Consider the following 26,823-nt stretch of genomic DNA (forward strand, 5'->3'; position numbering starts at 1 on the left):
GAGATTGAAAAGGAGAAATCCAGCGCGGGGAAGTTTTCTTGAAGTCAGAGTTTATATGGGTGCTTATGGCAACGCCATCTTATCCCGGAGGCCCTTCATCTCTTCTGTTCCGCAAACGGGGCAATTGGCATTTTTCCTGAGTGTAACTTCCCGGAATTTCGTATTGAGGGCATTGAAGGTGAGGAGCCTGTTGGTGAGCAGTTCTCCTTTGCCAAGCACGAATTTGATCGCTTCATTGGCCTGCAGTGTCCCTATGATTCCGGCTGCCACGCCGATAACCCCTGTCTGGCTTGAGGCCGGCACGGCACCGGTTGGCGGTGGTTTCTTGAAAATGCAGCGGTAACAGGCCGATTGCTTCGGTTGGATGGTGAAGGTCTGTCCGTCAAAACGCAATATGCCTCCATGTGAATAAGGCACTCCGGAGAGGACGCAGGCGTCGTTCACCAGGAATTTTGCCGGAAAATTATCGGTGCCGTCAATGACAAAATCATAGTCCCTGACGATATCCATGATATTGTCGGCATCCAGCATTTCACGGTGGACGGAGACGTCGACGTCCGGATTGAGCCGGTGTATCTTTTCTTTTGCCGAATCAACCTTGGGCCTGCCGATATCTTCGCTGGCATGAATGATCTGCCTCTGCAGATTGCTCAGATCAACCGAATCACCGTCGGCGATACCGATTGTGCCGACACCGGCTGCCGCCAGATATAAGAGTGCCGGAGATCCCAGCCCGCCCGCGCCGATAACCAGGATTTTTGCTTCGGCAATTTTCCGCTGTCCTTCTATACCGATGTCTTTAAGTATTAAATGGCGTGAATAGCGCTCCAGCTGTGCATCATTAAAATCCATGGGTCTATCCTTATCTGCATTCAGGTTCCTTTTTAATCGCTAGTAGTGCTAGCGGAAATGTAGACTACCACCGCGCCGGGATCAATAAAAATAAGAATGGAACAGTTTTCAAGTCCAGTTTCTATAGCATTATTGGAAGCTTCTTGCTTTAATGTTTTCAAGGTATTACTTAAATGCAGACTGCTCATCTTCGGGTTTGTGCCGGCAAGCCTGGTTCCCCCGAGACCGGAACAAATCTTCAATAAGCAAACTTATTATCTGGAGGAATACTACATGAAAAATTTTGTCCGTACTGCTCTATGCGTCGCAATTCTGCTGGTGATTGCCACGCCTGTTCTTGCCGCGGAGAAAGTCCGCTGGAAATTTGCCATGACCTGGTCAAGCACCTTAACCCCGCTTTCAAATTCAGGTCCCTGGCTGGCGAAGATGGTCAGCGATATGACCGGTGGAAACTTTGAGATACGTATCGAGGGAGCCGAAAAACATAAGGCACCGCTCGGCATCCTGGATATGGTCAAGGGCGGCCAGTATCAGATGGGACATAGCGCCTCCTACTATTGGAAGGGCAAGGATGTCACCACCACCTTTTTTACCACAGCGCCCTTCAGTATGACAGCTTCAGAGCAATATGCCTGGTTTTACTATGGCGGCGGCCTCGATCTGATGCAGAAAGTCTATAGCAAGTTCGATGTCTATTCGTTCCCGGGAGGAAATACCGGTGTCCAGATGGGCGGCTGGTTCGCCAAAGAGATCAAATCTCTTCAGGATCTGCAGGGGCTGAAAATGCGAATTCCCGGTCTTGCCGGAGAGGTCTTTGCCAAACTTGGTGTCAATGTGACCAATATAGCGCCAGGCGAGCTGTATACCGCACTCGAGCTGGGAACTATCGATGCCCTCGAGTGGGTCGGCCCGGGAATGGATATCAAGATGGGTTTTCATAAAATAGCACCATACTATTATGCCGGCTGGCACGAGCCCGCTTCCGAGCTGCAGTTTCTGGTAAACAAGAAGGCTTATGAAGAACTGTCGCCAGAATATCAGGCTGTTCTGAAAACAGCCATGGAGGCAGTAGTCATCAGAATGACAGCTGCCAATTTTGAAGTCAATGCCAAAGCCTGGGACCAGATGAAAAGGGAATATCCTGACATCAAAATAATGACATTTCCCGATCCGGTCCTGAAAGCAATGAAACAGGCAACCGATGAGGTCCTGGCAGGATATGCTGCAGAAAATGAGGAATTCAAGGAAGTCTATGAATCCCGTAAGGCTTATCTGGATGTAGCGCGCAAGTGGACGAAAGTCTCGGAGCAGTACTATCTGGAGGCGTATGATGTCGTGGAAGAATAAAGATTAAAACTGATCAGGTAGTTGCAAAACCAATACTTCCTGCCTTAGACCTTGCAGATTGTTTTCTCGTCATTTTTTTGCGAGAAAATAATCTGCTTAAAGGTTCTTATCCAGCTCAGCCGGGTTCTCTTAATTAGTCGGAGCCGATCTTTTTGGATTTTAAATGATCCGGATACTTTTCCAACCTTTTTGTGGAGCACCGCAAGAAATAGCTCTGTCTATCCTGACTATCTGATAGTGTATCATCTGTGATTCCATAACCATCGATTTTCCTCGATGTTCCACGGACCTCTGACTGAAGGACACATCCCTCCCGGGAGGGGGTGCTCAAGGCTCGGATTTGCAGGTTCCGGCGACGGAACCCGCCGCGATTGTCTCTTCACAGTTCGATAATATATCGCTTGTTATTTTCACCAGGAGTGGTTAATTATCATGGTATTTGTACGGCTCTTCTGTTATGTCTTTCTGAAAAGCCGGACATTCTCCAGTCCAAATTATTACAGCGAAAGATGTTCTTTTTCCATTAAATATACCATGACTATTATAAAACAAATCAAAACAACTTCAGTGGCTTGCCTGGCGCTGTTTCTTGCCGCTACATTTTCCTTTGCTGAAAATGGAGTCGATCAGAAAAGAAACCAGCTTATCGGTTATATGCTCTATAAGCAGCTGCCTTCACTTCACTTCAGTGACAAAAAGGTGGATAACGAGCTTTCCCAGGCTGCATTTGATCTCTTTCTTAAACAACTCGATTACCAGAAACGTTTTCTTTTAAAAGAAGATATCGAGGAACTCGGGAAGTATGCTTTGCTGATTGACGATAATCTGAAAAGCGGCAACATTACCCTGCCCGATGTCGGTTATGATCTGCTGTCCAGACGCATAGAGCAGGTGAAAAAGATTGCAGCGGACATTATGACCGGAGATTTCGACACCGCGAAGGAGGAAGTCTATGAAACCGACCCTGAAAAACTTGACTATGCCGTTGACGAGAAAGAACTTCGTGAGCGCTGGCGTAAAATTCTCAAGGCTCAGGTAATTTCCCGATATCTGGTCCTGCTTGAAGAGCAGAAAGAGAAGGGCGAAAAGGTAAAGGACGCGGAACTGTGGAGGCAAGCCAAGGAAAAGGTCGACAGCCGCAACGGCCAGTTCTTTACCCGGCTCAATCAGGAGAATCTGCAGGATCATTATGACCGTTATTTTAATGCCATCACCAGAGCTTTTGATCCGCATACCAATTATATGCCGCCCTCGAAAAAGGAAGACTTCGATATCCATATGCGGGGCAGCCTTGAAGGAATAGGGGCGCTGCTGCGTGAGGAAGACGGCTTTATCAAGATTGTCCGCATTATACCCGGCAGTGCCTCCGCCAGGCAGGGCGGTCTGGCCGCCGAGGATATCGTGCTGGAGGTGGCCGAAGGAGATGATGAGCCTGTCGAGGTAACCGATATGCGTTTAAGGGATGCCGTTCGCCTCATCCGCGGACCGAAGGGCACCGAGGTTCGTTTGACGATTAAAAAACCGGATGGGGTGGTCGAGGTTGTCCCTATCATCCGTGACGTGGTTCAGATAGAGGAAACCTTTGTTAAGAGCCATGTTCTGGAGTCAAATGAAGGCGGCAAGATAGGTTATATCAAAATCCCAAGTTTTTATAGAGACTTTGAGATGTCCCGCAATGGGAAAGTTGCCAGGAATTCAACGGACGATACACGGGAAGCCCTGCGTGATATGACAAAAGAGAATGTCTCCGGACTTATTCTTGATCTCAGGGATAACGGTGGCGGATCTTTAGTAGATGCAGTTGATATTACTGGACTTTTCCTTAAGTCGGGGCCGGTAGTACAGGTAAAAAACAGTTTCGGGACCCGCAAAGTTCTCAATGATGAAGACGAAGAACTGGTCTATGACGGTCCGCTTGTGGTGCTTGTCAATCTCTTCTCTGCCTCCGCATCTGAAATTCTTGCCGCCGCCCTGCAGGATTATGGACGAGCGGTTATCGTCGGAGGAAAACACACTCATGGCAAGGGAACGGTACAGACCATTATCGATATGAACGAAAACATCCCGCTTTTGAATTTAAGAAGTTATGATGATCTTGGCGCGATGAAGGTTACCATCCAGAAATTTTATAGAATAAATGGAGGTTCGACCCAGTTTCGCGGAGTGGAGCCGGATGTGGTTCTGCCGAGTCTCTATGAGCACTTGAAGTCCGGCGAACAATATCTTGACTACTCATTGCCTTGGGATCATGTGTCCCCCGTCCCGTATTTCCCTTATGCCACCGGGGGAATCGATCTGAAAAAGATTCAGACAAAGAGCAGCGCCAGGATAGGACAGGAAGAAGGATTGAAAATCATCGCTGAAGAGGCTCTGAAAACGAAAGAACGTGTTGAAAATACACAGATATCTCTGAAAATGGAAGACATGAAGCGGGAGCGTGAGGAATCCATCAGAGCCAGAGAGACGGTTGGCGAACACTTTCAGAATTATCAGCAGGGACAGGATGAAGAGTTTGAGTCATTAGATCCCGATGAGGACCAGTCTGAAAAAGATGAAACCGAAATGCTGAATGAACTGAAAGAGGATGCGTATATAGGTGAGGCTATCAGGGTAATTGATGATATCCTCTCGAAAAATTGAATTCTACCGCAGCCGATTTATCTCCGCTAAGCACAATTCGCACATAACCGAGGGCGGAAGATAGTGCTTGAAAAACCCACTAAAAGATGCTAAAAATGCGCCTTTGTGAATGGTCATTCATTCTGGATGTGTCATCAATTGTGAATGATTCCATGATTTAAATAGGTTGTTGAACAATGGATCTAGCAGAAGCATTCAGGAATTACAGGGAAAAAATAGTTGGGCAGTGGGTAGACTACACCTTGTCAACCTACGAGTCTTCCAAGTTCTTCCGCAAGGAAGGTGATAAATTTGCCAATCCCATCGGCGGAGTTACAAAAGAAGCGCTTGATGCGCTTTTTCTGCTTTTAGCGAAAAATGCAGAGCCGGAAACGTTTATCGCTCCACTGGAAAAAATCATGCGCATCCGCGCGATTCAGGAATTTGCGCCTTCTCAGGCGGTTTCACCTTTTCATGCGGTCAAACATATTACACGAGATGTTTTGGCCGCGGACAAAGAGCGCTGCCATTTAGTGAAGGATTTGTATGATTTTGATTTCGCAGTGGATATGGCAGTACTTGCGGCATTCGACATCTATATGGAATGTCGTGAGAGACTGTATTCCGTCAGGATAGCGGAGATACAATCCGGCAGGAATATGTATACGGACGTCGGGTGCCCTTCAGCATTGCTGCGGGACAGGGAAAAAGAAAAATAGTCTATTATTCAGCGGAATCAAATCTCTGCTATGGTGCACCTCGAATATCATCGCCAACAGGGATCTGGCCTGAAGAATTGCAAGGATAGAAGTCAATAGAAATATCGAGAGTTATTAACCGGTTGCCGGGTGAGATGACAAGGTGCGGAGTTTTCCCTTCCGGTTTCCTAAAACTAGATTTTAATTTGAAGCGAGGTAAGAAATGAAGTACGCCTTCTCATTCCTGGCAGTCATAGGTTTGATAGTGATTGCAGGGCTAGGTTCCCAGATACCGGGGATGCCATACCTGTTTGGGGTTGCATTACCATATCTGGCATTGTTGATTTTCTTGGGTGGCTTTATCTACAGAGTCGTCGGATGGGGCAAGTCGCCGGTTCCTTTTTCCATTCAGACCACCTGTGGCCAGGCAAAATCATTGGATTTTATCAAGCGAAATAAGCTTGAAGCCCCTCACACCACAAGTGAAGTCATCGCACGAATGGCATTAGAAGTGCTGACCTTCAGATCTCTTTTTCGCAATACCAAATCCAAGATGTATGACGGTCCAAAAATTACCTATGAATCTTCGAAATGGTTGTGGCTCTTTGGTCTAATCTTTCACTATTCCTTTCTCGTGATAGTGCTGCGGCATATGCGCCTGTTTTTCAATCCTGTACCGGCATGGATCTCCTGGCTCGAGTTCGGGGACGGCATCTTTCAGGTGGGGGCACCAACGTGGTATATGACCGATGTGCTGTTGGTGATGGCGGTAGCCTATCTTTTTGGAAGGCGTATCTGGAACACCAATATCCGTTACATATCTCTGGTCAACGACTATTTTCCGTTGGTTCTTATCTTCGGCATTGCCGTAACCGGCATTTTGATGAGGTATTTTCTGCGTACCGATATTGATATTGTGACTATAAAACAGCTTGCAGTAGGACTGGTGACCTTTAGCCCGGTAATCGCAACTGAGATCGGAGCCATTTTCTACATTCATCTCTTTCTTGTCTGCGTTCTTCTTATCTACTTTCCTTATAGCAAACTCATGCACTTGGGCGGTGTTTTTCTCAGCCCGACCAGAAATATGAAGAATAACAGCCGTGAGGTTCGTCATATTAATCCCTGGAACGACCCCGAGATAAAACCGCACTCCTATGCGGCCTACGAGGATGAATTCAGGGAATATATGGTTGAAGCCGGCATTCCTGTAGAAAAAGAGTTGCCTCCGCAAAAGGATGAAGAAGTAATTAATTGATCCAACACTAGCTTATAAGGATAACAACGATGGCAGTTCCAAAATTAGAACAATTATCAAAAAGCGTAGTGCAGGGACCATCCTTGGTAACCGGAGCAGTACCGGCCAGAGGCTGGATGGATACCCCTGCCGTTTTCAAGCCGGGGAATTTTGCTTACCCTGCAAAGGCTGATAAGGTTGAATATCTTAACAGTCAGAAAGGCCTGAATTTTCCGAATGCAAGAGAATGGTCGCCGGAAGACGACGACTGGAAACTTCCTGAAAACTGGGAGGAGATTATCCTCAATGGTTTGAAGGAGAGGCTCGATAAATTCCGTTCTCTGAAAATATTCATGGATTGTTGCGTGCGCTGCGGAGCATGTGCCGACAAATGTCACTTCTTTCTGGGCACCGGCGATCCTAAAAATATGCCTGTTCTGCGTGCCGAGCTTCTGCGTTCCGTTTATCGCAATAACTTTACACTTGCCGGGAAGATCATGGGTAAGATGCTGGGGAATCGCGAGATGACCGCGGGCGTGCTCAAAGAATGGTTCATGTATTCCTACCAGTGCACGGAATGTCGAAGATGTTCGGTATTCTGCCCCTATGGAATCGATACCGCTGAAGTGACCATGATGCTGCGCGAACTGCTGCATCTGGTCGGCATCGGTATTAACTGGATCCTGGAGCCGGTTTCCAACTCCAACCGGACCGGTAACCATATGGGACTGCAACCTCATACTTTTAAGGATAACGCCGAATTTCTGGTGGACGATGTTGAGAATCTTACCGGCGTCAGACCTAATGTCACCTTCAACCGGAAGGGTGCAGAGATCCTTTTTATAACACCATCGGCAGATGTTTTCGCTGAACCGGGACTCTATACCGCCATGGGCTACATGATTCTCTTTGAAGCGATCGGTCTTGATTATACCTGGTCGACCTATGCTTCCGAGGGTGGCAATTTCGGGCTGTTCACCAGCAATGAAACCATGAAGAAACTCAACGCCAAGATGTACGCGGAAGCTGAGCGTCTCGGCGTAAAATACATTATCGGCGGTGAGTGCGGTCACATGTGGAGGGTGCTCCATCAGTATATGGATACCATGAACGGCCCTGCTGATTTTCTCGAAATGCCTGTTTCACCAATAACAGGAACGGTTTTCAATAATGCCGCTTCCACTAAGATGGTGCATATCAGCGAGTTTACCGCCGATCTCATCAAGCACAACAAACTTAAGCTCGATAAGAGCCGCAACAGTCATCTCAAGGCAACCTACCATGACTCATGCAACCCGGCACGGGCCATGGGATTGATGGACGAGCCCCGCTATATCCTTGATCATGTTGTCGATTGGGTTGAGATGCCCGAGAACACCATCCGCGAGCAGACTTTCTGCTGCGGTTCGGGAACAGGATTGAACACCGATGAAATCATGGAACTCAGGATGCGTGCAGGTCTGCCTCGAGCCAATGCTGTAAAATATGTTCAGGAAAAACATGCGGTCAATATGCTTTCCTGTGTCTGCGCAATTGACAGAGCGACGCTTACCTCACTCATGGACTATTGGAATCCGGGTGTTGGTGTATGCGGTATATCTGAGCTTGTCGGCAATGCAATTGTACAAGAAGGTGAAACACGAGGTGAGGAGTTGGATGAAGGCCTTCGGACCTTGGTCTAATCCTGCACTTAAAGGAGTATAGTAATGTATAACAAAGGAACTATCATTGCCGGACTGTTAATATTCGTCGCCCTTGTTACCTCACCCATCTGGTACAACGGTCTCGAAGCAGGTCCCCTGCCGAAACCTGAACTGCCTCCCGGCGGCGAAGAGAAATGCATTAGACCGGCTTCGGAGATGAGAGATATTCACATGAGTCTGCTCAATGAATGGCGCGACGAAGTACTACGGGATGGTGAACGAGTCAGCATCACCGTTGACGGCAAAGAGTATCGCAAAGGGTTGCAATTGGCATGCATGCAGTGCCATAGCAATAAAGAGAAGTTCTGCGACACCTGTCACGAATACACATCTGTACAGCCATACTGCTGGGATTGTCATCTGACCCCCACAGAGGCAGCATCGAAGGAGACGCTCTAATGGATAAGCAACGAAGAAAATTCCTGAAATTTGCCGGCGCTACAGCACTTGCCGGCGTCAGCGCCCCCGCGGTTGTCAAATTGACATCCACGCCTTCTTTTGCAGCAGACGGGCATGGTGCGGCAGCTGGTGCAAACACGGATACCCACGGCAGTGAGGTTCAGCCCACAGGTATCAGATACGGTATGGTTATAAATATGCGGAAGCTCTACGGTGATGCAGAACTGCTGGACAAGGCAATAGATGCCTGTCATAAGGTTCATAATGTACCGCATTTCGAAGATCCGAAGAATCAGATTAAATGGATCTGGAAGGCGCCCTTTGAAAATGCCTTCCCGGAGCATTCCAACTATCACATTTCAGAGACAACCGAAAAAAATGATTATCTCGTACTCTGCAATCACTGCGATAATCCTCCCTGTGTACGGGTATGCCCAACCAAGGCAACTTTCAAACTTGAAAACGGCGTCGTGGCCATGGACTATCACAGGTGTATCGGCTGTCGTTTTTGCATGATGGGCTGTCCTTACGGTGCACGAAGTTTCAACTGGTTTAATCCACGGGACCACATAAAGGCATATAATCCTGACTTCGCGAGCCGCACACGAGGTGTTGTCGAGAAGTGCAATTTTTGCTCGGAGAGGCTGGCACTTGGTCTTGAACCCGCTTGTGTCGAGGCGGTCAAAGAGACAGGAGCACTTGTCTTTGGCGATCTGAACGATCCTCATTCCGAGATTCGTCAGATCCTGGATAAGGAACATACGATCCAACGGAAGCCTTCCCTTGGAACTAAACCGTCGATCTTTTATATAGTGTGAGGATGTTATGATTGAAAAAGCGCTCAGAGGCAAACCGGCTTACTGGATGTGGCTCGCCGTACTAGGCGTGTTTATAGCCATCGGAGCAGTTTGCTATTTAAGACAGTTCATGCTGGGTCTCGGTCTTACAGGTATGGGGAGGGATCTTGCCTGGGGATTATATATTTCTCAGTTTACGTTCCTGGTAGGTGTTGCAGCGGGAGGATTAATGCTCGTCCTGCCGTATTATGTTCATAACTACAAAGCCTTCGGCCGTATCACCATCCTTGGTGAGTTTTTGGCTATATCCGCGCTGTTGATGTGCCTTATGTTCATCATGGCGGACATCGGCCAACCTCTCCGTGGTATGAATATGATGCTTCATCCCACACCGAATTCCATGCTTTTCTGGGATATGGTTGTGTTGCTGGGCTATCTTGGGCTGAATGTTATATGTGGCTGGGTAATTCTCACAGCAGAAAGAAAACAGGTCAAGCCCCCGAAATGGGTATATATTTTCGTATATGTGTCGATACCCTTCGCCGTTTCCATCCATACCGTTACCGCTATGTTGTACATGGGACTTCCCGGGCGTCACTTCTGGTTGACAGCGATTACCGCACCGCGCTTTCTCGCTTCGGCCTTCGCAGCAGGGCCTGCGCTTATTGTCCTGGCGTGTCTGATCATGAAGCGGGTTGCCAATTTCGACGCAGGCAAGGAAGCGATAAATAAGATCACCACGATCATTATGTATGCCGCCATCATTAATGCCTTCTTCGTTCTTCTTGAGTTCTTCGTCGGCTATTATTCACAGATACCCGGTCACATTCACTCGCTGCGGTATCTCTTTTTCGGACTGGAACATCACGGTGAGGTCTATAATAATCTGGTGCCGTTTATGTGGGCCGCGACTCTGTTCCTCTTCGGCGGGTTGGGAATTCTTGCCTATATGAAGATAAAGGATTTTGCCACAGATTCTTTGATAGCCATAGCCTGCGCCTTGATTTTTATCTCCTTATATCTCGATAAAGGCCTTGGATTTGTTCTGGGTGGACTGGTTGTCAGCCCGCTTCATGAAATTAACGAATATTATCCGACCCTCAACGAAATAGGGGTTACTCTCGGTATATGGGCCACCGGTTTCTTCATCCTGACCGTGCTCTACAAGATTGCCATTGGAGTAGAACACGAAGTGGAAGCGTAACTGGTACATAAATTATAATAGTAAAAAAAGCCCCGGCAGTTTCTGCCGGGGCTTTTTTTTGTTTAATGCACAGAAAATCGTATGGGAGCCCGTATGAATATTTCTGGATAATTGTGTATACTCTTATGCATACTTCACATGCAACACGGATAAATACATTATTTGGAAAATAAGTGACGACCAAACACCGAGCCCTCATTGTTTATTTCTCGCACAGCAGCCAAACCAGGAAACTGCTGCAGGCTTTTGCAGCAGGTCTTGCCGAAAGCGGAGTCGATGTAGGCTGGCAACAGCTGAAAACCACCAGAAAGCTGCCGTTCCCACTGGGATCGGTATGGTCGACCATCATTATGATGGTGGAAACGTTTTTTCATCGTCGCTATGAGATCGAACCCCTGGATCAGCAAGATTTTGATGGCTGGGACGTGGTTATTCTTGCAGGACCAACATGGTCCTATAGCCCCTGCGGACCGGTTTTTTCTTTTTTTGATAGATACGGCATGCTCCTTTCGGGAAAGACGGTCATTCCTTTTATATCCTGCCGGGGGTATTGGCGGATGCATTACTTCCAGTTACGGTTGATGCTTGCCAGGAGAAAAGCCGTGACGCTGCAACCTATAATATTTTTACATACAGGAGCCGAGCCCTGGCGCACCATAGGCGTGTTTCTCAAGTTGGCTGGCAAGGCGCCAGATCTAGGACGGTCGTGGATAGGCAGGTATTATACGAGATTCGGTCATACCAGGGAGCAGGTTGATCTGGCACAGAGATTGGGGGCTGAATATGGTGTTGCTTTAAAGCGGCAGGAACTGGAGCAGATGAAGACTGTTGTGATAAAGGATGTAGAACCGGGCAGGGATTAGGAGGTTATCCGGGAACAGGCTTTTTCCTCAGATCTGGTAAGCGCAGACTCCGGAGCATTTTCAGGAAATCAAGGACACCATATGATTGTTTTTACCAGCATTAATTTCTGGAAATAACGATTATACGGGAGAAAGGTCATTCTCGGACAGCCTCCTAGTATCTTACAAATTATTGTTCTTTTGAATTAAGCAGACGTGCCGTGAAAATACGGAACAAAAAGAAACCAGTATTGACTTGGAATTCCTTTAGGGGAATTTTTTTTTAGGGGCACTGGCCCAAATGAGTTGCATGGCAATCTATCCCTGACTGCGCCGCAACCCAGAAATACTGAAACAATAAGAGTTGATGGACTCGTAAAGCTCGATCTAGGTCTTTGTAGATCTAGATCTGAAATAGTGATTCGCCGTACTGCTGTAATGCCAAATCACCGTTTAAGATAGTACGCCTAGTATAACGAGCTTTCTCGAAATCGAGATTTATGCCCGTACGGGTGCTTATCGCGGATCATCTCAGCAACTCCGATGTACTTTTTACGAGGTCAGCAGAGTTGAAATACAACGGGCTGCAACGCATCTCATAGGAGATTCCCATGCGGCGCCTGCGATCCAGAAAAAAATTATTGTAACAGGAATCCCGAAGGGGATTGGGGCATATAGCCGATGGTTTTAACCACCGGAGACATTACGCACACACGATGAGTCCTGAAAGGACGATGTTAATACTTTTCACCCAGAGGAGTTCGTTCTAATCCTGCTGAGCTGGGCTCTTTAGATACTTCCTTGATGGGAAATGTGGTTTGGTGATATAAATTATTTGTTTCAAACTACGCAGGAGTAGGGGGCGACAATCCAGCTGAGCTGGATAAGTGGTTTGGCTGTAGAGGCAGATTCACGATTTATAATGTATTTTTCCTTTTTCTTGAATTTTTGGAGTTTTTCAGGAGTAAACCACTAAAAATGGAGATTTCCCTCCAGGTAGAGTTGAAAATAGTAGTGGATCCACTTGTTGAAAAAGAGATAGATCAAAGCGGCGATGGAGAGAAAAGGTCCGAAGGGAATGCGGCTGGTGCCGCCTCTTCCTTGCTTTATCATGGCCGCTATACCGATAATGGAGCCGGTAAGTGAGCTGAAAAAAATCACAAAGAGCAGAGACTGCCAGCCCAGAAATGCTCCTATCATTGCCAGAAGCTTTATATCTCCTCCTCCCATTCCCTCCTGTTTTCGTACAAGATAATAAAGGACGGCAATGGCGTAGAGAGCACCGCCGCCTGCCAGAATGCCGATGACGGAACTTTGCCAGGTCAGGTTTGGATTGAAAAAGGAGAAGAAAAGTCCTAATACTATAGCAGGCAGGCTGATCCGATCAGGAATGATCTGGTGATGTATGTCTATCCAGATAATGGCAAGCAGGGCAGCACAGAAGATGAAATAACCTGCAGCGGTGATACTGAGGCCGAATGAGGCAAAAACGGCGGCACTGAGCAGGGCCATCAACAGTTCGACAATAGGGTATTGGGGTGAAATTTTTGTCTTGCAGTGGCTGCACTTTCCCCGTAGAAAGAGATAGCTCGCCAGGGGGATATTCTCATACCAGAGAAGCGGAGTGCTGCACGCCGGACAATGTGATGCCGGGAAGACTATCGACTTATCCTCCTGGGGAAGCCGGAGGATGACAACGTTGAGAAAACTGCCAACGATAGCCCCCAGAATCAAGGCGACGATGCTGATGATAAATTCAATGTCCATGGTGTCGAAGAATAGGGCTCTTGAGGATATTGCAAAAGCATTTTTAACCGTCATTCAGTCCGGATCTGTGCTTGGGAGCGGAAAGATGTGGTCAATGCAATTCATATATTGCCGAATACATACCTGATCATACAAACAGTCTTTGACTGAGTTTGATTGATAATCAATTATTTTAAAGAAAATTAACCAACCTACTATGGCTCAATATCAGGAAAATGCAACCATAATCCGTTTCGAGCAGTTTACCGAGGACAATATCCGGTTGACATTGCAGTCCGATAATATTGCCGCCGTGGCAAAGCCCGGCCAGTTTGTTATGATACGAACCGCCTTGGGCAAAGACCCTTTGCTGCGCCGCCCATTTTCCATTCACCAGAGCAGCACCAACGGCCGCATCCAGATTCTATTCAAGGTTACCGGCAGGGGGACCTCCCTGTTAGCCCATTGCAAGGAAGGCGAGAATCTTTCCGTCTTTGGTCCTCTGGGGCACGGTTTCGATATACGACCAGACAGACCTGCCTGCCTAGTCGGCGGTGGCATGGGAATTGCCCCGATGTTTTTTCTGGCAAAAATGATCTGCCGAATGAAGAAGAATACTGCCTCCGATCTGATAGTCTTCGGCGGGAGGACGAGAAAGGAGGTGGAGCCGCTGGTCGCTGATTTTGAACAAATGGGCATGCGTCTGCTGACAGCTACGGATGATGGTACTTACGGGGCAAAAGGATTTGTAACCGAGCTGATTCACGGTCTTGAACTTCCCCGGGAGACTGTAGTATATGGTTGCGGACCCCATGCCATGATGCATCAGCTCCATATATTCTGCCACAGCAGAGGCATGGAATGCCAGGTTTCGGTCGAGAGTGTCATGGCCTGTGGAATGGGGGCCTGCCTGGGGTGCAACATTCCGGCGAAAAATGGAGAGTACGTCCATGTCTGTTATGAAGGACCCGTTTTCAAGGCGGAGGATCTGGTATGGAAGTGATCAGGGACCAAGATTCTTTTCCGGATCTGCGTGTTAATGTAGGCAGTTTGAAATTGCAGAATCCGGTAATGACCGCCTCCGGAACTTTCGGTTATGCCCGTGAGTTCGCCGGTCTGATGAACCTGCACCGGCTTGGCGGAGTGATCGTCAAGGGTATTTCGCTTGAGCCGAGACACGGTAATCCACCACCCAGGATTGTCGAGACCGCTTGCGGCATGCTCAACGCCATTGGCTTGGAAAATGTGGGAGTTGATCGTTTTATCGTCGAGAAAATGCCTTACCTGAGAGGATTGGGGATTCCAGTTATTGTCAATGTTCTTGGTGATACCATCGATGAGTACAGGATAATCACCGAAAAGCTGGTGGGAGTTGAAGGAATATCCGCAGTTGAAGTCAACATCTCCTGCCCCAATGTCAAGAAAGGCGGGGTCGCTTTCGGCAGTGATCCGGAAATGGCCAAAGCTGTTACCCGGACGGTGGCTGAGAGAAGCGATGTGCCGGTAATAGTCAAACTCTCTCCCAATGTTTCGGATGTGGCGACGGTTGCCGCGGCAGTGGAGGATGGCGGTGCCGATGGCATTTCCCTTATAAATACGCTGATAGGAATGGCCGTCGATCTGCGGACCAGGACGCCGAAGCTCGCCAATGTCATCGGCGGCCTCTCCGGTCCGGCAATTAAACCGGTGGCACTGCGCATGGTCTATCAGGTCGCTCAAAGAGTCACCATTCCCGTGATCGGCATCGGCGGTATCGAAACAGCTGAGGATGCCCTGGAGTTTATGGTTGCCGGGGCCACGGCAATACAGGTGGGAACGGCAAATTTTATCAATCCCAGAGCAGGCGAAGATATCGTGGAAGGCATCAGCCGCTTTGTGATCGAGGAGAAGCTCACCTCTATCAGGGAACTCATCGGCACTCTGCGGGTGGGTTAGCATGACTTCGATATGCTACTCCAGCTGCAAGTCTCAGATGAAAACGGCTGGGAGCAACAGGATTACATGAAAAAGTTGATTTGTGCCAGTATTGGCAAAAATACCATGCTGGAGGCGCTGCAGCAGGCCTCTGCAGTTGCCGAAAGAACCGATATTATCGAAATCCGCCTGGATCTGATAGAAGATAGAGCTGTTGCACCTTTTTTGGAGCAGATTGCCAAACCCCTGCTTTTCACTAACAGAGCCTCCTGGGAAGGTGGTGGCTTCAATGGAGATGAATCGGCCAGAATCGCCCTCTTGGCCGAAGCGGTGATTAGGACGGCGGCATACGTGGACCTCGAGCTTCTCGCACCTCCTCGATCCTGGAGCAGGTTGGAGCAAGAATGCGGCAGATCGGCGACAAAGCTGATTTGCTCATGGCATAATTTTCTGGAAACACCTGCCGACCCTGTGCTGCTAGACAAACTTGAACAAATGGCCGATAGCGGCGGCCACATCGGTAAGATAGTTACCATGGCCCGGGATTATCGTGACGTTCTGCGCGTGTTGAGCCTGCAGGAAAGGGCGGCCCAGCTTGATTTTCCCCTCATTGCCTTCTGTATGGGAGCAGCCGGCGTTATCAGCAGGGTGGCAAGCCCCGCGCTTGGCGGCTATATGACCTATTGTGCCGCCGACAATGGGGAGATGACCGCTTCGGGACAGATTACCGTGGATGATATGCTCGCTATCTACAGCTATCTCTAAGATTAAAAAAAATGAAGATAGATGGAAAAACCAGAACGTATGGCATCATTGGCAACCCGGTGAGCCATTCGTTGAGCCCGGCCATGCATAATGCCGCCTTTGCCGCATTAGGAAAAAATTGCATCTATATCCCTTTTTGCGTAGAGGATGTCGGGGCGGCCATGCAGGGCCTGCGAGGGCTGAAGATTAAAGGAGTCAGCGTCACCATACCACACAAGGAAGCGGTTATGGCGCACCTGGACCGTATTGATCCGGTGGCAGAGCGGATCGGGGCCGTCAATACCATCAAGCGTGAGCAGCATCATGGGTCGACACTGCTCTGTGGGTATAATACCGATTGGCTGGGAGCCGTACGTCCTTTGCAGGAGCAGATACAACTAAAAGGCTCCCGTGCCGTTATACTTGGGGCCGGTGGCTCCGCCCGGGCAATAGGCTTCGGACTGCTGGAAGCTGGAGCAGAGATCCTGTTATGCAGCAGAACGGCCTCCCGAGGCAGAAACCTGGCCGCCGATCTTGGCTGTGAATGGTTCCCGCTGGCGGAAGGCTTCATTCCGGAGGGGCAGATCCTTATCAATGCCACCTCGGTTGGCATGGCTCCGCTGCAGGACAAAAGTCCGGTTCCGGAGAATATACCCGCAAAATTCAAAGTAGTCATGGACATCGTTTATGTACCGGCTACCACCAGGCTTCTTGCCGACGCCCAACGTTCAGGCTGTATCGCTATCAATGGTTTGGAGATGCTGCTCTACCAGGGAGTGGCTCAGTTTGAGCTGTGGACAGGGTTGCCGGCTCCGGTTGAGATAATGCGGCAGGTTCTGCTGGAGGCGGTCACTATCGGAGAAGAGTAAGGTTTACCGCTCTGGATTCCGGGGATAGCCTGAAAAATTTACTATCCTGCTTAGCTTGGTTTGCAGCTGCGGACCACTACTTTATCGCCAACTCTTAAATTCAGAGTTTCCGCAGCATTTCCCATGTTTATGCCGATCTCGAGATCCCCTCGACTGTTGATCAGGGCCACGGGAAATCCTGCCGCCACTTCTCCAAAAGTCGCCTGAATATCTCTGATCACTGTCGCACCGAGACATACTTCCACCGAATCTCTCATAGAGAAAAGATGTTCCTTCCCGATTGAAGTGGCAATATTGCCGAAATGGTCTATGGCGACGACCTCACCGATTATACAGTCATCTTCCATGCGCGCCGAGGGCATGATAACGGTAGCACACTCCTCTGCTGGTATTGCTGTTGCCAGTTCCCTTGGCGTCATCCCCGCGGCCAACCGGGCAGCGGCGGGTGCCATGATATCACGTCCATGGAAAGTACAGCTGCTGGTGGTTTTTGTTGAGATAATCAGCCGGTAGCAGCCGGAGAGCCTGCTGGAAGACAACAGGGGCGTGAGAATACCGTTATCCGGAGCAATGAAGAGATGCCCGGCTGCTTCGATTACAAGGATATGCCTGTCCATCCCCACACCCGGGTCGACCACGATCAGATGAATAGTCCCCGACGGAAAATATGGGTAGGATGCCGCCAGCATTCGCGCTGCCCGGACAACGTTGTGAGCGGGGATCTCGTGGCAAATATCGACTATCCTTGTCTCAGGGCAAGTACGGAGAATAGCGCCTTTCATCACGCCTATATATTCGTCGGTATACCCGAAATCGGTGATCAGGCTGATGATGCCGTTAGGTTTAATCATTCGCGGCTTCAAAAGTATTTTTGATCAAAAAATAAAGATATCCCTGCTCTTTCATGGCACCGGCTGCGGCCTGGGCCAAGGGGCCGCCACCCCAGAAGAGATCAACCCGGCCCGGACCCTTTATGGCTGCGCCGCTGTCCTGGGGAACAACAAAGCGATGCAGAGGGACCCAGTGGCTGATTTCGCCATTTTCGTCCAGTACAGGCCTCCTGGTGACAAGAAAGGCAACTGTCCCCATGGGCAGGACCTCTTTGTCTATGGCAATCGATCTTTCGGCAGTCAGTGGTACGCCGATACTCCCCTTGGGGCCTTCATCCCCACCCCAGCCGAAGAAGATGAACCTGCGATTATGGTTGAGAATACGGGAGACCTCTGCGGGATTGCGGCGCAGGTAGGCTCTGATTGCATTGGTATCCGCCTCTTCGAGAAGCATCTTCTTTTCATCGACCAGCAGCTTTCCGATGCTGGAATAAGAATGGCCGTTGTTGGTGCGATACTGCAGGGAACGGACACTTCCGTCGGGTAACCGGATTCTGCCCGAGCCCTGGACATGAAAAAGAAAGGCCTCAAAACGGTCTTTGAGGTAGACCAGTTCATAGTCCCGTAAAAGATCGGTGCCCTCAATTTCCTTTCGTCTCCAGTAGGGTTGGAATCTGCCGCCGTCGTCGATTCTGCCGATTACCTTTTTTCCCGATGCGGTTGTCCGCTCCACCAAATCAGAAGGTGTGGAGTGGAGTGGATGGATAAAGGGCGGTGAATGTGTCAGGCTTCCCGATACCAGCGGTTCATAGTAACCGGTAACCAGCATTTCCGCACCGCTTTTATGGCGCCCGCCGGCCTGATAAATGGTGAAATTTTCATGTATAATCCGATCAAGCTCCAGCGGTGTGGGTTCAAGGTCGATTATCTCTTGAAAAGCTGCAAGTGATTCGGCAAGCCAGGCGGCGGTATAAGGCATTCCGCCGATATTTACCGTTGTATCCTTTTCCAGGCTGCTAATAAAGCGATACTGGTGAGAGAGTGCAGTCTGCAGCGAGGCGGGATCACCGTCATCGAAAAAAAGAGGGGGGTTTTGGGGTTGGAAAATAACAGGGTGCTGATAACTGCAGCCCTGTAGAGAGATCATTGCCGCAATGAACAAAAGTGCAGTTGTTTGACAGGCGGCTTTGCGAGCACTTGAACATTCCGGCATAATAAAATCCCTTCTGTGGGTACTACCTGGCGTCTAACGAAGCGACTGGGCTAACTCCGTTACAGCCATCGCATATCTGTTGGCGTGATTCCACTGGGTGATGCATCAGCCCCAGTGCCTTTTAGTGAATATAGGCACCGGCGAAATTTGATCCAGCTCGGCTGAAGCAGTGCCCATGGCGCAATTCTTCAAAGAGCTCCTGATATTCAGGTTGGTTAAGATCTATTTTCTGGCCGCCATCGACCAGATCGGCAGCTATTGGTGTGTCTGCATCAGCATAGGAGTAGGTGATGAACATGAAGAAACAAAGTATAAGAAAAATTAAAAAATTGTTGAAAGTGAAAATAGACTTAATAATGGCACCTCTATTATATCTGGTTTTAATCTTGACTGTAAATTTCATGAAAGGATGCAATGAATGTATCCAGCATCTCTGCCGGCAGCGTATTGATGCCCGCTGCCGCAGCTCTTCCGCCTCCGCTGGGAAATTGACGGCATAAGGTATCGGCATTTTTTCTGTTGATAAGTGGGGCTCTGACACTAATCTGCAGTGTGCCGTCGTCATTTTCTACGATGACCGCGTGTGCGGCATCTTTTTTTTCCTTGGCTTTCATATTGGAGAAGACACCGGCAATTCTTCGCGACCATGAAGCGGCGGGTAATCTATAGACTCTGTTTTGGCTCTGCTCCGCTATATTTTCCAGGTCGGCAGCTCGAACCATATCTTCCTTATAACCGTCCCTGAGTCGGGCAACAAGGTCTGTTGAATCATAAAAATGCAGGGGCTCGTGATAGGGTTGTATAGCCCGGTAGAGATCGGCGGGATTGAAAAGAAGATCCTCTACTCTCGCACCATAGCCGTTGTAGTTGAAGAGTTCACCGATCTCCTTGAGAATTTCTATTTCCAGCGTGGTGGCACCATTGTTTTCCGCCAGTTCTATGGCCTGCTCATCCAGGTTGTCGCCAAAGGCCCCGCAGACGGCCCAGGCTGAAAATTTGCCGTTCAAAAGAGTGTTGACAATAAGCGCGGTACATGTTTCCGCGGATGGTTCAATGTAATGCTCCAGAGACGGAGAGGCTGGAATTTCTCCGGCATAGTGATGGTCGATATACAGGATTCTGTTATCGTTTTTCAACAGGTTGACCAGGGCTGCATGGTTTTTGTCGAGGGAAATGTCGAGAACCGTTACGGAAGATGAATTAATTTCGGAGATACGTTCCAGCAGGTTTATATCCCGCTTGACGCCTGTTATGAGTTGTGCGTTTGCAGCAGGCTTGTCAAGACGAAGCTGGTGGAGAGCGAAAATTCCATCCGCGTCGCCGTTAAAAACATCATAGTGCATAGTTATTGCCTTAATCCTTAGTGTCTGCCATGAAAACAAGAAAACGGAAAGTACACTAGGCAAATAGTTGTAATTTACCACCAAAGTACTTGTCCGACTCAGCTGGGTTAGTGTTCCTTACTCCTCTGAAAGTCTGGCATAAAAAAACAAGAAACGGAAGGTATAAAGGCTAATAGCATAAAATATATATCACCAAGGCCTATATCCAGTTCAGTTGGGTCGGATCATTTCTTTCACAAAAAGAAGCGTATCTTTTCTTATAAGCTAAGCCCCAAGCTGCTGCCGATATTAGCCAGATTGAAAACAAGCATGATCCGTTCATCAGTCGGCGTGTATCTGGTATTCAGCTGGACGGACCAACATTGAGCGTAGTATGTCAAACCGACTATCGCGTCATTGGTCTCACTCTGGGAAATGGAGTGTTCCACCAGCAGGTTCAGACCTATCTGCGGCAGGATCATGGCCCTGGCTGCACCATTGATCTGTTCAATATTCTGATCCTCATTGTAGCGATAGTCAAAAGAAAACCTATCACCCCGGCTGTTGGTGTAATACCCTTCAAGTCCATGGGTGCGGTTTTGAAAATCCTCGACGGGAATTTGCGTTTTGTAGAAGAAGGTCATTCTCTCCAATGGTCTCCAGCCCAGCTTCATGACGATTGGCTGAAAGGGATTATCGGAAGCTTCGCTCCGCAGGTCATAGCTCTGTTCCAGGCGGATGTACCCGTATTGGCGGAGCAGACTGTTGTCGCTGTCATACAGATTAAAGAAGCTGTCGACGCCGTAGGTGATGGAATTTTGGTCACCGATTCTATCGACTGAATCAAAGTAGGGGAGATCATCTTGATCTGCATCGCTTATAAAATCGTACTGCACAAATGGTCGTACGCTGTGAGAGAAAGAGGAGTATGCTGCGTTGTTCAAGGTGTAATCGCGCATCAACGTGGTGGCGACATCGGTCTGAAAAGTGAGCAGGGAGCGATTGGGGTTCTCGTCCTGGTCCCAGACACTCTCGCCATATGTTTCTACGGAATAAAGGGTACCGCGGCCCCCGATTTCGGCGCGTGATTCGAGATATGGTCCCAGAGATACGGGAGTGCTCAGGCGTGGATAAAGATCGACTCTATGTCCACCGATTCCTTCATCCCGCCAGTAATTGACGTAATCTGCATCCCATTCAAAAGCCAGGGAGGTATCCTGCAAGGGAATAGCTCCGGTATAATCCACCCGCGGCAATTGCCACAGAGGTGTCGGGCTGGATTCTACTGCTCTGACATCGTTAATGGCAAGGAGGTCGATATTCAAAGACGAGTTGTTCCATGACCTCAGCAGCTTTAAGGTATTTTTACGTTGATCGTCGCTCTGGTGTTCAAAACCTCGGCCAAAGGTTTCGAGAAATGATTTCTGAGACGAATCAAAGCCTGTTACCCCTGAATCAAATTCCTCAAGGTAATCGCGATCGGAGACAATATCGAGATCGGTTCTGGAAATCCAGTTTTCCATAAAGGTATGATCAATTTTACCGCGAAGCCAGTATCTATCCGTATTAGTGTGGGTGAAATTGGTGTCTGCATAGTATTCGGCATTGCCCGAACCGGAGAGGTCGTCTTCGAGATAGCTCCCCATGAACTTTCCTTTGTCCTGCGGGTTGAGAACATAGCGGAATTCCGCACCGGGCATAATCCCGCGATCTGAATAGTATTCCGGGTAAAGAGTCATGTCGACTGATTCTGAGATATTCCAAAAGAAAGGAAGATTGAAACCGAATCCATCTCTGCTTGAATTGCTGACAGTGGGGAAAAGAAAGCCAGTCTGTCTTGTGTCTTTCACCGGTACGATCATATAGGGCATATAAAATACCGGAACGTCCTGGATATTGAAGCGTGCATGTTTGAGAACGGCATAACCACCCTGGTCAACTCTTGCCTCAGCGCTGGAAAAGCTCCACGGTGGCTTCTCGTCTTCTCCGATTTTACAGGTGATAACCCACCCGTCTTCAATACGGTAGGTTGTCAAACCGGTTTTTTCAATAATTTTTCCCTCGAGGTGGAGCTCGTTTTCCTTGCGGGTAATAAGGGCGTTTTCAAATGATCCTGTCTCGGTGTCGAGATCGATCTTTGCGGCATCCGCCGTAAGTCTATCGTCTCCTGAATCAATGCTGACATTACCTCTGGCTTCGATAGCCTGCTCTTCGATATTATATGAGATCCAGTCCGCTTTGATGACGGTTTGGGTCCGGTAGCGCGGAGTCTGGTCCTCTGGCAGGTCTGCCGGTGTCATTTCCTCGACTTCTTCTGTCTCTTCGCCCAACAATTCGTCCCAGTCGGTAAAGGTTGTCGTTTGGGTGGGAGAGGGAGGAGGAACTTTTTCCCGTTTTTCCAGAACAATATCTCCCTCGGCAACAATACGGCTGGGGTTTTCGAAACGGGTAAGCTTGTCCGCGGAGATATTCCATTCAGCAGTTGAGGTGGACTCTGAAAAGCAGGGTGTGGAGACAAGAAAAAGAACAACCAGGACCGGAAATTGGCAGATACACTTCGACCTCTTTACATGTGGCAAAATCTTTGTCACAGTTTTCTCCTTTTCAACAGAAGAATTTTTAAATGGTAAGACCGTCTAATGTAAAAAACGGATGTAAATCAGTACAGCCGGCATTGGTATCTATCTTCAGCAAGCCCGGGAAAACCAATGTCTCTTCAGCTTCCCTCGATTAGCGAAGACCCCGAAAATATGCAGTCGAACAGGTTTATGCCAACCGTTGGAAGTTAACTTTTCGAAGGGGATGGTGTCAAGACTAAAAGCAGAATTTACCTTGATAATGAAAGGAAATTGTTTTATTTTATAACGAGCTGCATATTATGGCAATCTTTGGGAGAGTGTCCTCTCTCTAATCCCTGAAAATAGGAATAAAAAGGTTAGTATGGCAGCCGGGAACCGGGTGGTTGAACAGTTCCGGTAAAAAAGAGTTATGTCTGTGTCTTTGTTTTCCAGCAGGAGTCTACTGCTTTTACTCCAGGAGACAAAAGTGAAACCAGCTGCAAACACTATGATTTACCTGCGGAGAATTCAGGCGCACACAATGAAGGTATATGGACCCGAATGATCGGGCCATGGCAGGACCAAAATCGCTTCGGTACATGTAATTAACCCATAGGAAGTACTGTAAACACAGTGGTTTTGACGAAAAAGAGCATTCTCGTTGAATAATGAGGACATCCCTCATGAGTTCAGCCATGTAAAAAGGCGGGGATGAAATCCGTAATTAACTTTTGAGAGAGCAGATTTTTCGGAATCCGATGTCCTGCAAGGGTGGTTTTCAAAAAACCATCAATATAATTATTAGGGTCTCATTAAAACAAAAAGTGATGGGATCGTAAGAACAGTCGCACGGGAGGAGTGTTTACTACAGTTGCGGCCATGGATAAAGAATGGCAGATAAGAAAATTTCTACAACAGAAAAAAACGCAGAAAAAAAAGAACAAGATTCGAACCAAAAAAGGAAAAAAGCATCAACCGGCGCCTGGTGGAAAAGCACCACAGTCGAGGAAAAAACTGTTACTGAGTCGTCTTCCAAACCGGTAGCAGAAAGAAAAAAAAATGAGTCGAAGTTGCCAGCAACTGCAATCGATACGGTAGCGCCAGCCGAGACTACTGTCCCCGCCGAGCAAGCCGCTCTCAAAAAATCGGCCAGCAAACGCCCTGCCCGAAAAAAGCCTGTCGTGAAGAAGCCGGATACGGATTCCGCGGTTGATATCGCCAAGGATGAAGCTGCGCCGCACTCGTCCGCTCCGACTGAAGCTGTTGTGGAGACAAATGAAAAAAAAGTGGAGGCATCGCCGGAGGTTGCAAAGCCGCGCCGCAAAAGAGGGCGGCCCCATAAAAAGCCCGTTGAGAAAGTCGAGGAGGCCCAGGAATCGGTGATGCTGTCTACTCTGCAGGTAAAAAAGATCTCCGAAGAACCGGAGGAAATTGCAGAAGAAGCGGGCAAAGTCAAGCCACCACGACGGAAGAGGTCTCCGCGTAAGAAAAAATCTGCACCCGCTACCTCGGGAACATTAGATATCGATCAGGATCTTCCTATAACTGCAAGTCCATCTGTAGCCGAGCTATCCGGCGTTTCAGGAGAACAGACCACCATCCCGGCGGAGAGGGGTGATGATGCCGCTGCTGCAGAGGTTGAGGTAAAAGGCAAACCCGGAGCCCAACGGGAAACCGATACTACCGATGAATCCGCAGGTTCGCCTCAGGCTGCTGATAAAGCCGCTCCATCGGCAAAAAGGGAGGAGCATCGAAAGGAGAAGCAATCCTTTAAAAAGGAAGAAGCCGAAGAGCACAAACCAATAATAAAGCTCCTCATTAATGCCGAAGAACCTGAGGAGTGCAGGCTGGCACTTCTCGAAGATGGCAGGCTGGAGTCCATCCATGTGGCGACAAGCACCAGGACCCAGACAAAAAACAATATTTATAAGGCCAGGATTGTTGCCATAGAGCCCAATCTCCAGGCCGCTTTTGTTGAGTATGGTACGGAGAAAAATGGTTTTCTGCCCTTCAGCGAGATTCACCCTGAGTACTACAAAGAAAATGTCAGCGAAAAGGTGCAGAAGTTAATCGATCAGCACCAGTGGAAAAAATTGAGCATAACCGATGTGGTGGAGAGGGGGCGTGAGGTCCTGGTCCAGGTGGTCAAGGAAGAGGTCGGCAGTAAAGGTGCCAATATGACTACCTACCTCTCCCTGCCCGGGCGATGCGTTGTCCTGATGCCGGGTTCTGACTCCACCGGAATATCAAGAAAGATTTCCGGGGAAGAGCGTCGTTCGCGGCTGCGTGAGTATCTCCTCTCCATGGAGATCCCTGAAGGGATCGGCTGGATCGTGAGGACCGCATCCAATGATATCACCAAAACTGCTCTGGCGCGGGACGTAAATTATCTTCTCAATCTCTGGGAAGAAGTGAAGAAAAAAGGCCAGGAGCTAGATGGTGTCGGCATGGTCTATCAGGATCACGACCATGTTCTCAGATTTTTGCGGGAGCATTTTGACCCTGATATACAGGAAATCCTGGTAGACGATAAAGATGCACTGGAGCAGGTAAAGGGTTTTATCGAACTGCTGCCTTCCAAACAGCGCAAGGTAAGGTGCAAGCTTCATGGTGGTGCGCGGCCGATTTTCAATCAGTATTCGATTGAAGATCAGATCGAATCGATTTATCAACCGAAAGTGGGCCTGCCTTCGGGCGGATCAATTGTTATTGATCCCACAGAAGCGCTGGTTGCCATAGATGTCAACTCCGGCTCGACCGGTAAAGGGAAGAATTTCGAGGACACCATATTTCTTGCCAATATGGAGGCAGCTAAGGAACTGGCTCGGCAGCTTCGACTGCGCGATCTTGGTGGGCTTATCGTCGTTGATTTCATTGATATGCGCTCCGCGAAAAACATCCGGGAAGTTGAGAAAGAGGTAAAAAACGCAATGAAGCGTGACAAGGCCAAGGTGGATATCAGCAGGATTTCCAAATTCGGCCTGATGCAGATTTCCCGACAGAAACTTGGCGCCCCGATCGAAGCAGGTAACTACAGAGTCTGCAGCAACTGCAAAGGCAGGGGAATTGTTCGTTCCGTGGAAACCCTTGCGCTCTTCTATCTCAGGCGCATCCAGACCGCCGCCAGCAGAAAAACGGTGATGCAGATAGAATGCCGTTTTCCGCTCGATGTCGCCCAGTATCTCCTCAACAATAAGAGACAGGAACTGAGAGATCTTGAAAATAAATATGACACGGAAGTGGTTATAATAGCCGATCCATCTCTCAAACCTGCCGACAATGAAATCATCTTTCATAAATCGGAAAAGGATGAATCGAGGAAAAAACAGTCTTGAATAATACTTCGAACTGGAGTATAAACTTCTCTTTCAAGCGCCAGTGGCTCAGCTGGATAGAGCAACGGACTACGAATCCGTAGGTCGGGAGTTCGAATCTCTCCTGGCGCACCAGTTATATCAAGGGGTTAAGTCACTATCGCGACTTAACCCCTTTGTTTTTGTAGCTGATTTTGCCATAATTATTAGATCTCTCTATTATTCCTTATTCTTACTCATGATGTTGTGCGAGAAAAAGATACTTCAGCTTCTGATGGATTGCTCTTTTGATCTTGAATCTTGGAGGCGTTTATTTAGGAAAAAAAAGGTCGGATGTGGGGTCGGTGAGATCAGATGTAGAAATCGAAATTTGATCTGACAAGTTTTACTATTAAGCCTCAATATAACCTGACAACTCGATGTAAGATTATCTTTGGATAAGCTCTATTTTGCAATTGCTCCATTTCTAAATTCTAAAATCTTTTCCTTTTTCAGCCAATTTCTACCCTGCAAACCGCTTTCTGTTAAAGATCATGCTGGCCTGCACAATTTTTCCGGCAACAGTTTGCCCGCGCAGGTGAAAAGATTCTCATCGCTATCCGACAGCGGGGCGAT

General features: G+C 48.5%; 22 protein-coding genes and 1 tRNA gene. 16 read left to right on the forward strand and 7 right to left on the reverse strand.

Annotation, left to right across the window (positions count from 1 at the left end; translation table 11 throughout):
* Positions 1 to 63: 63 nt before the first annotated feature.
* The gene (locus tag JWG88_RS20755; RefSeq protein ID WP_205235723.1) at positions 64 to 852 is read right to left on the reverse strand and encodes a HesA/MoeB/ThiF family protein; all 789 of its coding nucleotides are present in this window, start codon (positions 850 to 852) and stop codon (positions 64 to 66) included.
* Positions 853 to 1,125: 273 nt separating this feature from the next.
* Between JWG88_RS20755 and JWG88_RS20760 the strand changes: the two genes are divergently transcribed.
* From JWG88_RS20760 to JWG88_RS20800, 9 genes are all read left to right on the forward strand, one after another.
* Positions 1,126 to 2,199, forward strand: a complete 1,074-nt coding sequence (locus JWG88_RS20760) for a TRAP transporter substrate-binding protein (RefSeq protein ID WP_205235724.1) — start codon at positions 1,126 to 1,128, stop codon at positions 2,197 to 2,199.
* 432 nt (positions 2,200 to 2,631) lie between these two features.
* Complete coding sequence (locus JWG88_RS20765; RefSeq protein ID WP_240194655.1) at positions 2,632 to 4,839, forward strand: carboxy terminal-processing peptidase; 2,208 nt, start codon at positions 2,632 to 2,634, stop codon at positions 4,837 to 4,839.
* A gap of 176 nt (positions 4,840 to 5,015) precedes the next feature.
* Positions 5,016 to 5,537, forward strand: a complete 522-nt coding sequence (locus tag JWG88_RS20770; RefSeq protein ID WP_205235725.1) for an RsbRD N-terminal domain-containing protein — start codon at positions 5,016 to 5,018, stop codon at positions 5,535 to 5,537.
* A 202-nt stretch (positions 5,538 to 5,739) separates the two neighbouring features.
* On the forward strand, positions 5,740 to 6,774 hold the full coding sequence (gene dsrM, locus JWG88_RS20775; protein WP_205235726.1) for a sulfate reduction electron transfer complex DsrMKJOP subunit DsrM: 1,035 nt from the start codon (positions 5,740 to 5,742) through the stop codon (positions 6,772 to 6,774).
* A 29-nt stretch (positions 6,775 to 6,803) separates the two neighbouring features.
* A complete protein-coding gene (dsrK, locus tag JWG88_RS20780; RefSeq protein WP_240194656.1) occupies positions 6,804 to 8,435 on the forward strand; it encodes a sulfate reduction electron transfer complex DsrMKJOP subunit DsrK in 1,632 nt (543 codons plus the stop codon).
* 24 nt (positions 8,436 to 8,459) lie between these two features.
* The gene (dsrJ, locus tag JWG88_RS20785) at positions 8,460 to 8,855 is read left to right on the forward strand and encodes a sulfate reduction electron transfer complex DsrMKJOP subunit DsrJ (protein ID WP_205235727.1); all 396 of its coding nucleotides are present in this window, start codon (positions 8,460 to 8,462) and stop codon (positions 8,853 to 8,855) included.
* A complete protein-coding gene (dsrO, locus tag JWG88_RS20790; protein WP_205235728.1) occupies positions 8,855 to 9,673 on the forward strand; it encodes a sulfate reduction electron transfer complex DsrMKJOP subunit DsrO in 819 nt (272 codons plus the stop codon). Before dsrJ ends, dsrO begins: the two co-directional genes overlap by 1 nt.
* A gap of 7 nt (positions 9,674 to 9,680) precedes the next feature.
* Complete coding sequence (gene dsrP / locus JWG88_RS20795) at positions 9,681 to 10,856, forward strand: sulfate reduction electron transfer complex DsrMKJOP subunit DsrP (protein WP_205235729.1); 1,176 nt, start codon at positions 9,681 to 9,683, stop codon at positions 10,854 to 10,856.
* Positions 10,857 to 11,029: 173 nt separating this feature from the next.
* A complete protein-coding gene (locus tag JWG88_RS20800; RefSeq protein WP_205235730.1) occupies positions 11,030 to 11,719 on the forward strand; it encodes an NAD(P)H-dependent oxidoreductase in 690 nt (229 codons plus the stop codon).
* A 951-nt stretch (positions 11,720 to 12,670) separates the two neighbouring features.
* Here the strand turns inward: JWG88_RS20800 and JWG88_RS20805 are convergent.
* Positions 12,671 to 13,465, reverse strand: a complete 795-nt coding sequence (locus JWG88_RS20805; protein ID WP_205235746.1) for a prepilin peptidase — start codon at positions 13,463 to 13,465, stop codon at positions 12,671 to 12,673.
* A 196-nt stretch (positions 13,466 to 13,661) separates the two neighbouring features.
* Here JWG88_RS20805 and JWG88_RS20810 point away from each other — a divergent pair, with 196 nt between their 5' ends.
* From JWG88_RS20810 to JWG88_RS20825, 4 genes are all read left to right on the forward strand, one after another.
* The gene (locus tag JWG88_RS20810) at positions 13,662 to 14,447 is read left to right on the forward strand and encodes a dihydroorotate dehydrogenase electron transfer subunit (RefSeq protein ID WP_205235731.1); all 786 of its coding nucleotides are present in this window, start codon (positions 13,662 to 13,664) and stop codon (positions 14,445 to 14,447) included.
* Complete coding sequence (locus JWG88_RS20815; RefSeq protein ID WP_205235732.1) at positions 14,438 to 15,379, forward strand: dihydroorotate dehydrogenase; 942 nt, start codon at positions 14,438 to 14,440, stop codon at positions 15,377 to 15,379. Before JWG88_RS20810 ends, JWG88_RS20815 begins: the two co-directional genes overlap by 10 nt.
* A gap of 66 nt (positions 15,380 to 15,445) precedes the next feature.
* Positions 15,446 to 16,123, forward strand: coding sequence for a type I 3-dehydroquinate dehydratase (gene aroD / locus JWG88_RS20820; RefSeq protein ID WP_205235733.1), 678 nt, complete (start codon positions 15,446 to 15,448; stop codon positions 16,121 to 16,123).
* An 11-nt stretch (positions 16,124 to 16,134) separates the two neighbouring features.
* Positions 16,135 to 16,971 (forward strand): shikimate dehydrogenase, encoded by an 837-nt coding sequence (locus JWG88_RS20825; protein WP_205235734.1) that lies wholly within the window; start codon positions 16,135 to 16,137, stop codon positions 16,969 to 16,971.
* A gap of 50 nt (positions 16,972 to 17,021) precedes the next feature.
* Here JWG88_RS20825 and JWG88_RS20830 read toward each other — a convergent pair whose 3' ends face one another.
* The 5 genes from JWG88_RS20830 to JWG88_RS20850 all read right to left on the reverse strand — a co-directional run bounded on the left by JWG88_RS20830 (position 17,022) and on the right by JWG88_RS20850 (position 22,927).
* Entirely contained in the window at positions 17,022 to 17,822 is an 801-nt protein-coding gene (locus JWG88_RS20830; RefSeq protein ID WP_205235735.1) for an SAM hydrolase/SAM-dependent halogenase family protein, read from the reverse strand.
* Positions 17,815 to 19,014 carry a murein transglycosylase A gene (gene mltA / locus JWG88_RS20835; protein ID WP_205235736.1) on the reverse strand — a complete coding sequence of 400 codons (1,200 nt, stop codon included), beginning with the start codon at positions 19,012 to 19,014 and terminating at the stop codon, positions 17,815 to 17,817. Before mltA ends, JWG88_RS20830 begins: the two co-directional genes overlap by 8 nt.
* A gap of 121 nt (positions 19,015 to 19,135) precedes the next feature.
* The gene (locus tag JWG88_RS20840) at positions 19,136 to 19,417 is read right to left on the reverse strand and encodes a hypothetical protein (protein WP_205235747.1); all 282 of its coding nucleotides are present in this window, start codon (positions 19,415 to 19,417) and stop codon (positions 19,136 to 19,138) included.
* Complete coding sequence (locus JWG88_RS20845) at positions 19,395 to 20,357, reverse strand: DHHA1 domain-containing protein (RefSeq protein WP_205235737.1); 963 nt, start codon at positions 20,355 to 20,357, stop codon at positions 19,395 to 19,397. Before JWG88_RS20845 ends, JWG88_RS20840 begins: the two co-directional genes overlap by 23 nt.
* 257 nt (positions 20,358 to 20,614) lie before the next feature.
* Positions 20,615 to 22,927, reverse strand: a complete 2,313-nt coding sequence (locus JWG88_RS20850) for an LPS assembly protein LptD (protein ID WP_205235738.1) — start codon at positions 22,925 to 22,927, stop codon at positions 20,615 to 20,617.
* 857 nt (positions 22,928 to 23,784) lie between these two features.
* Between JWG88_RS20850 and JWG88_RS20855 the strand changes: the two genes are divergently transcribed.
* The 3 genes from JWG88_RS20855 to JWG88_RS20865 form a co-directional block, all read left to right on the forward strand.
* A complete protein-coding gene (locus JWG88_RS20855; RefSeq protein ID WP_205235739.1) occupies positions 23,785 to 26,229 on the forward strand; it encodes an Rne/Rng family ribonuclease in 2,445 nt (814 codons plus the stop codon).
* 37 nt (positions 26,230 to 26,266) lie between these two features.
* Positions 26,267 to 26,343 (forward strand) — tRNA-Arg (locus JWG88_RS20860).
* A gap of 298 nt (positions 26,344 to 26,641) precedes the next feature.
* On the forward strand, positions 26,642 to 26,823 hold a 182-nt coding region (locus JWG88_RS20865), incomplete at its 3' end, for a hypothetical protein (RefSeq protein ID WP_205235740.1).

The sequence above is a fragment of the Desulfopila inferna genome (assembly GCF_016919005.1).
Taxonomy (GTDB): domain Bacteria; phylum Desulfobacterota; class Desulfobulbia; order Desulfobulbales; family Desulfocapsaceae; genus Desulfopila_A; species Desulfopila_A inferna.

Coding starts and splice junctions, on each gene's coding strand:
- dsrO (WP_205235728.1), top strand. CDS start 8,855: ATGGATAAGCAACGAAGAAAATTCCTGAAATTTGCCGGCGCTACAGCA.
- dsrK (WP_240194656.1), top strand. CDS start 6,804: ATGGCAGTTCCAAAATTAGAACAATTATCAAAAAGCGTAGTGCAGGGA.
- JWG88_RS20765 (WP_240194655.1), top strand. CDS start 2,632: ATGGTATTTGTACGGCTCTTCTGTTATGTCTTTCTGAAAAGCCGGACA.
- JWG88_RS20760 (WP_205235724.1), top strand. CDS start 1,126: ATGAAAAATTTTGTCCGTACTGCTCTATGCGTCGCAATTCTGCTGGTG.
- dsrJ (WP_205235727.1), top strand. CDS start 8,460: ATGTATAACAAAGGAACTATCATTGCCGGACTGTTAATATTCGTCGCC.
- aroD (WP_205235733.1), top strand. CDS start 15,446: ATGAAAAAGTTGATTTGTGCCAGTATTGGCAAAAATACCATGCTGGAG.
- JWG88_RS20805 (WP_205235746.1), bottom strand. CDS start 13,465: ATGGACATTGAATTTATCATCAGCATCGTCGCCTTGATTCTGGGGGCT.
- JWG88_RS20855 (WP_205235739.1), top strand. CDS start 23,785: ATGGCAGATAAGAAAATTTCTACAACAGAAAAAAACGCAGAAAAAAAA.
- JWG88_RS20755 (WP_205235723.1), bottom strand. CDS start 852: ATGGATTTTAATGATGCACAGCTGGAGCGCTATTCACGCCATTTAATA.
- dsrM (WP_205235726.1), top strand. CDS start 5,740: ATGAAGTACGCCTTCTCATTCCTGGCAGTCATAGGTTTGATAGTGATT.
- JWG88_RS20840 (WP_205235747.1), bottom strand. CDS start 19,417: ATGAAATTTACAGTCAAGATTAAAACCAGATATAATAGAGGTGCCATT.
- dsrP (WP_205235729.1), top strand. CDS start 9,681: ATGATTGAAAAAGCGCTCAGAGGCAAACCGGCTTACTGGATGTGGCTC.
- mltA (WP_205235736.1), bottom strand. CDS start 19,014: ATGCCGGAATGTTCAAGTGCTCGCAAAGCCGCCTGTCAAACAACTGCA.
- JWG88_RS20815 (WP_205235732.1), top strand. CDS start 14,438: ATGGAAGTGATCAGGGACCAAGATTCTTTTCCGGATCTGCGTGTTAAT.
- JWG88_RS20845 (WP_205235737.1), bottom strand. CDS start 20,357: ATGCACTATGATGTTTTTAACGGCGACGCGGATGGAATTTTCGCTCTC.
- JWG88_RS20825 (WP_205235734.1), top strand. CDS start 16,135: ATGAAGATAGATGGAAAAACCAGAACGTATGGCATCATTGGCAACCCG.
- JWG88_RS20830 (WP_205235735.1), bottom strand. CDS start 17,822: ATGATTAAACCTAACGGCATCATCAGCCTGATCACCGATTTCGGGTAT.
- JWG88_RS20810 (WP_205235731.1), top strand. CDS start 13,662: ATGGCTCAATATCAGGAAAATGCAACCATAATCCGTTTCGAGCAGTTT.
- JWG88_RS20770 (WP_205235725.1), top strand. CDS start 5,016: ATGGATCTAGCAGAAGCATTCAGGAATTACAGGGAAAAAATAGTTGGG.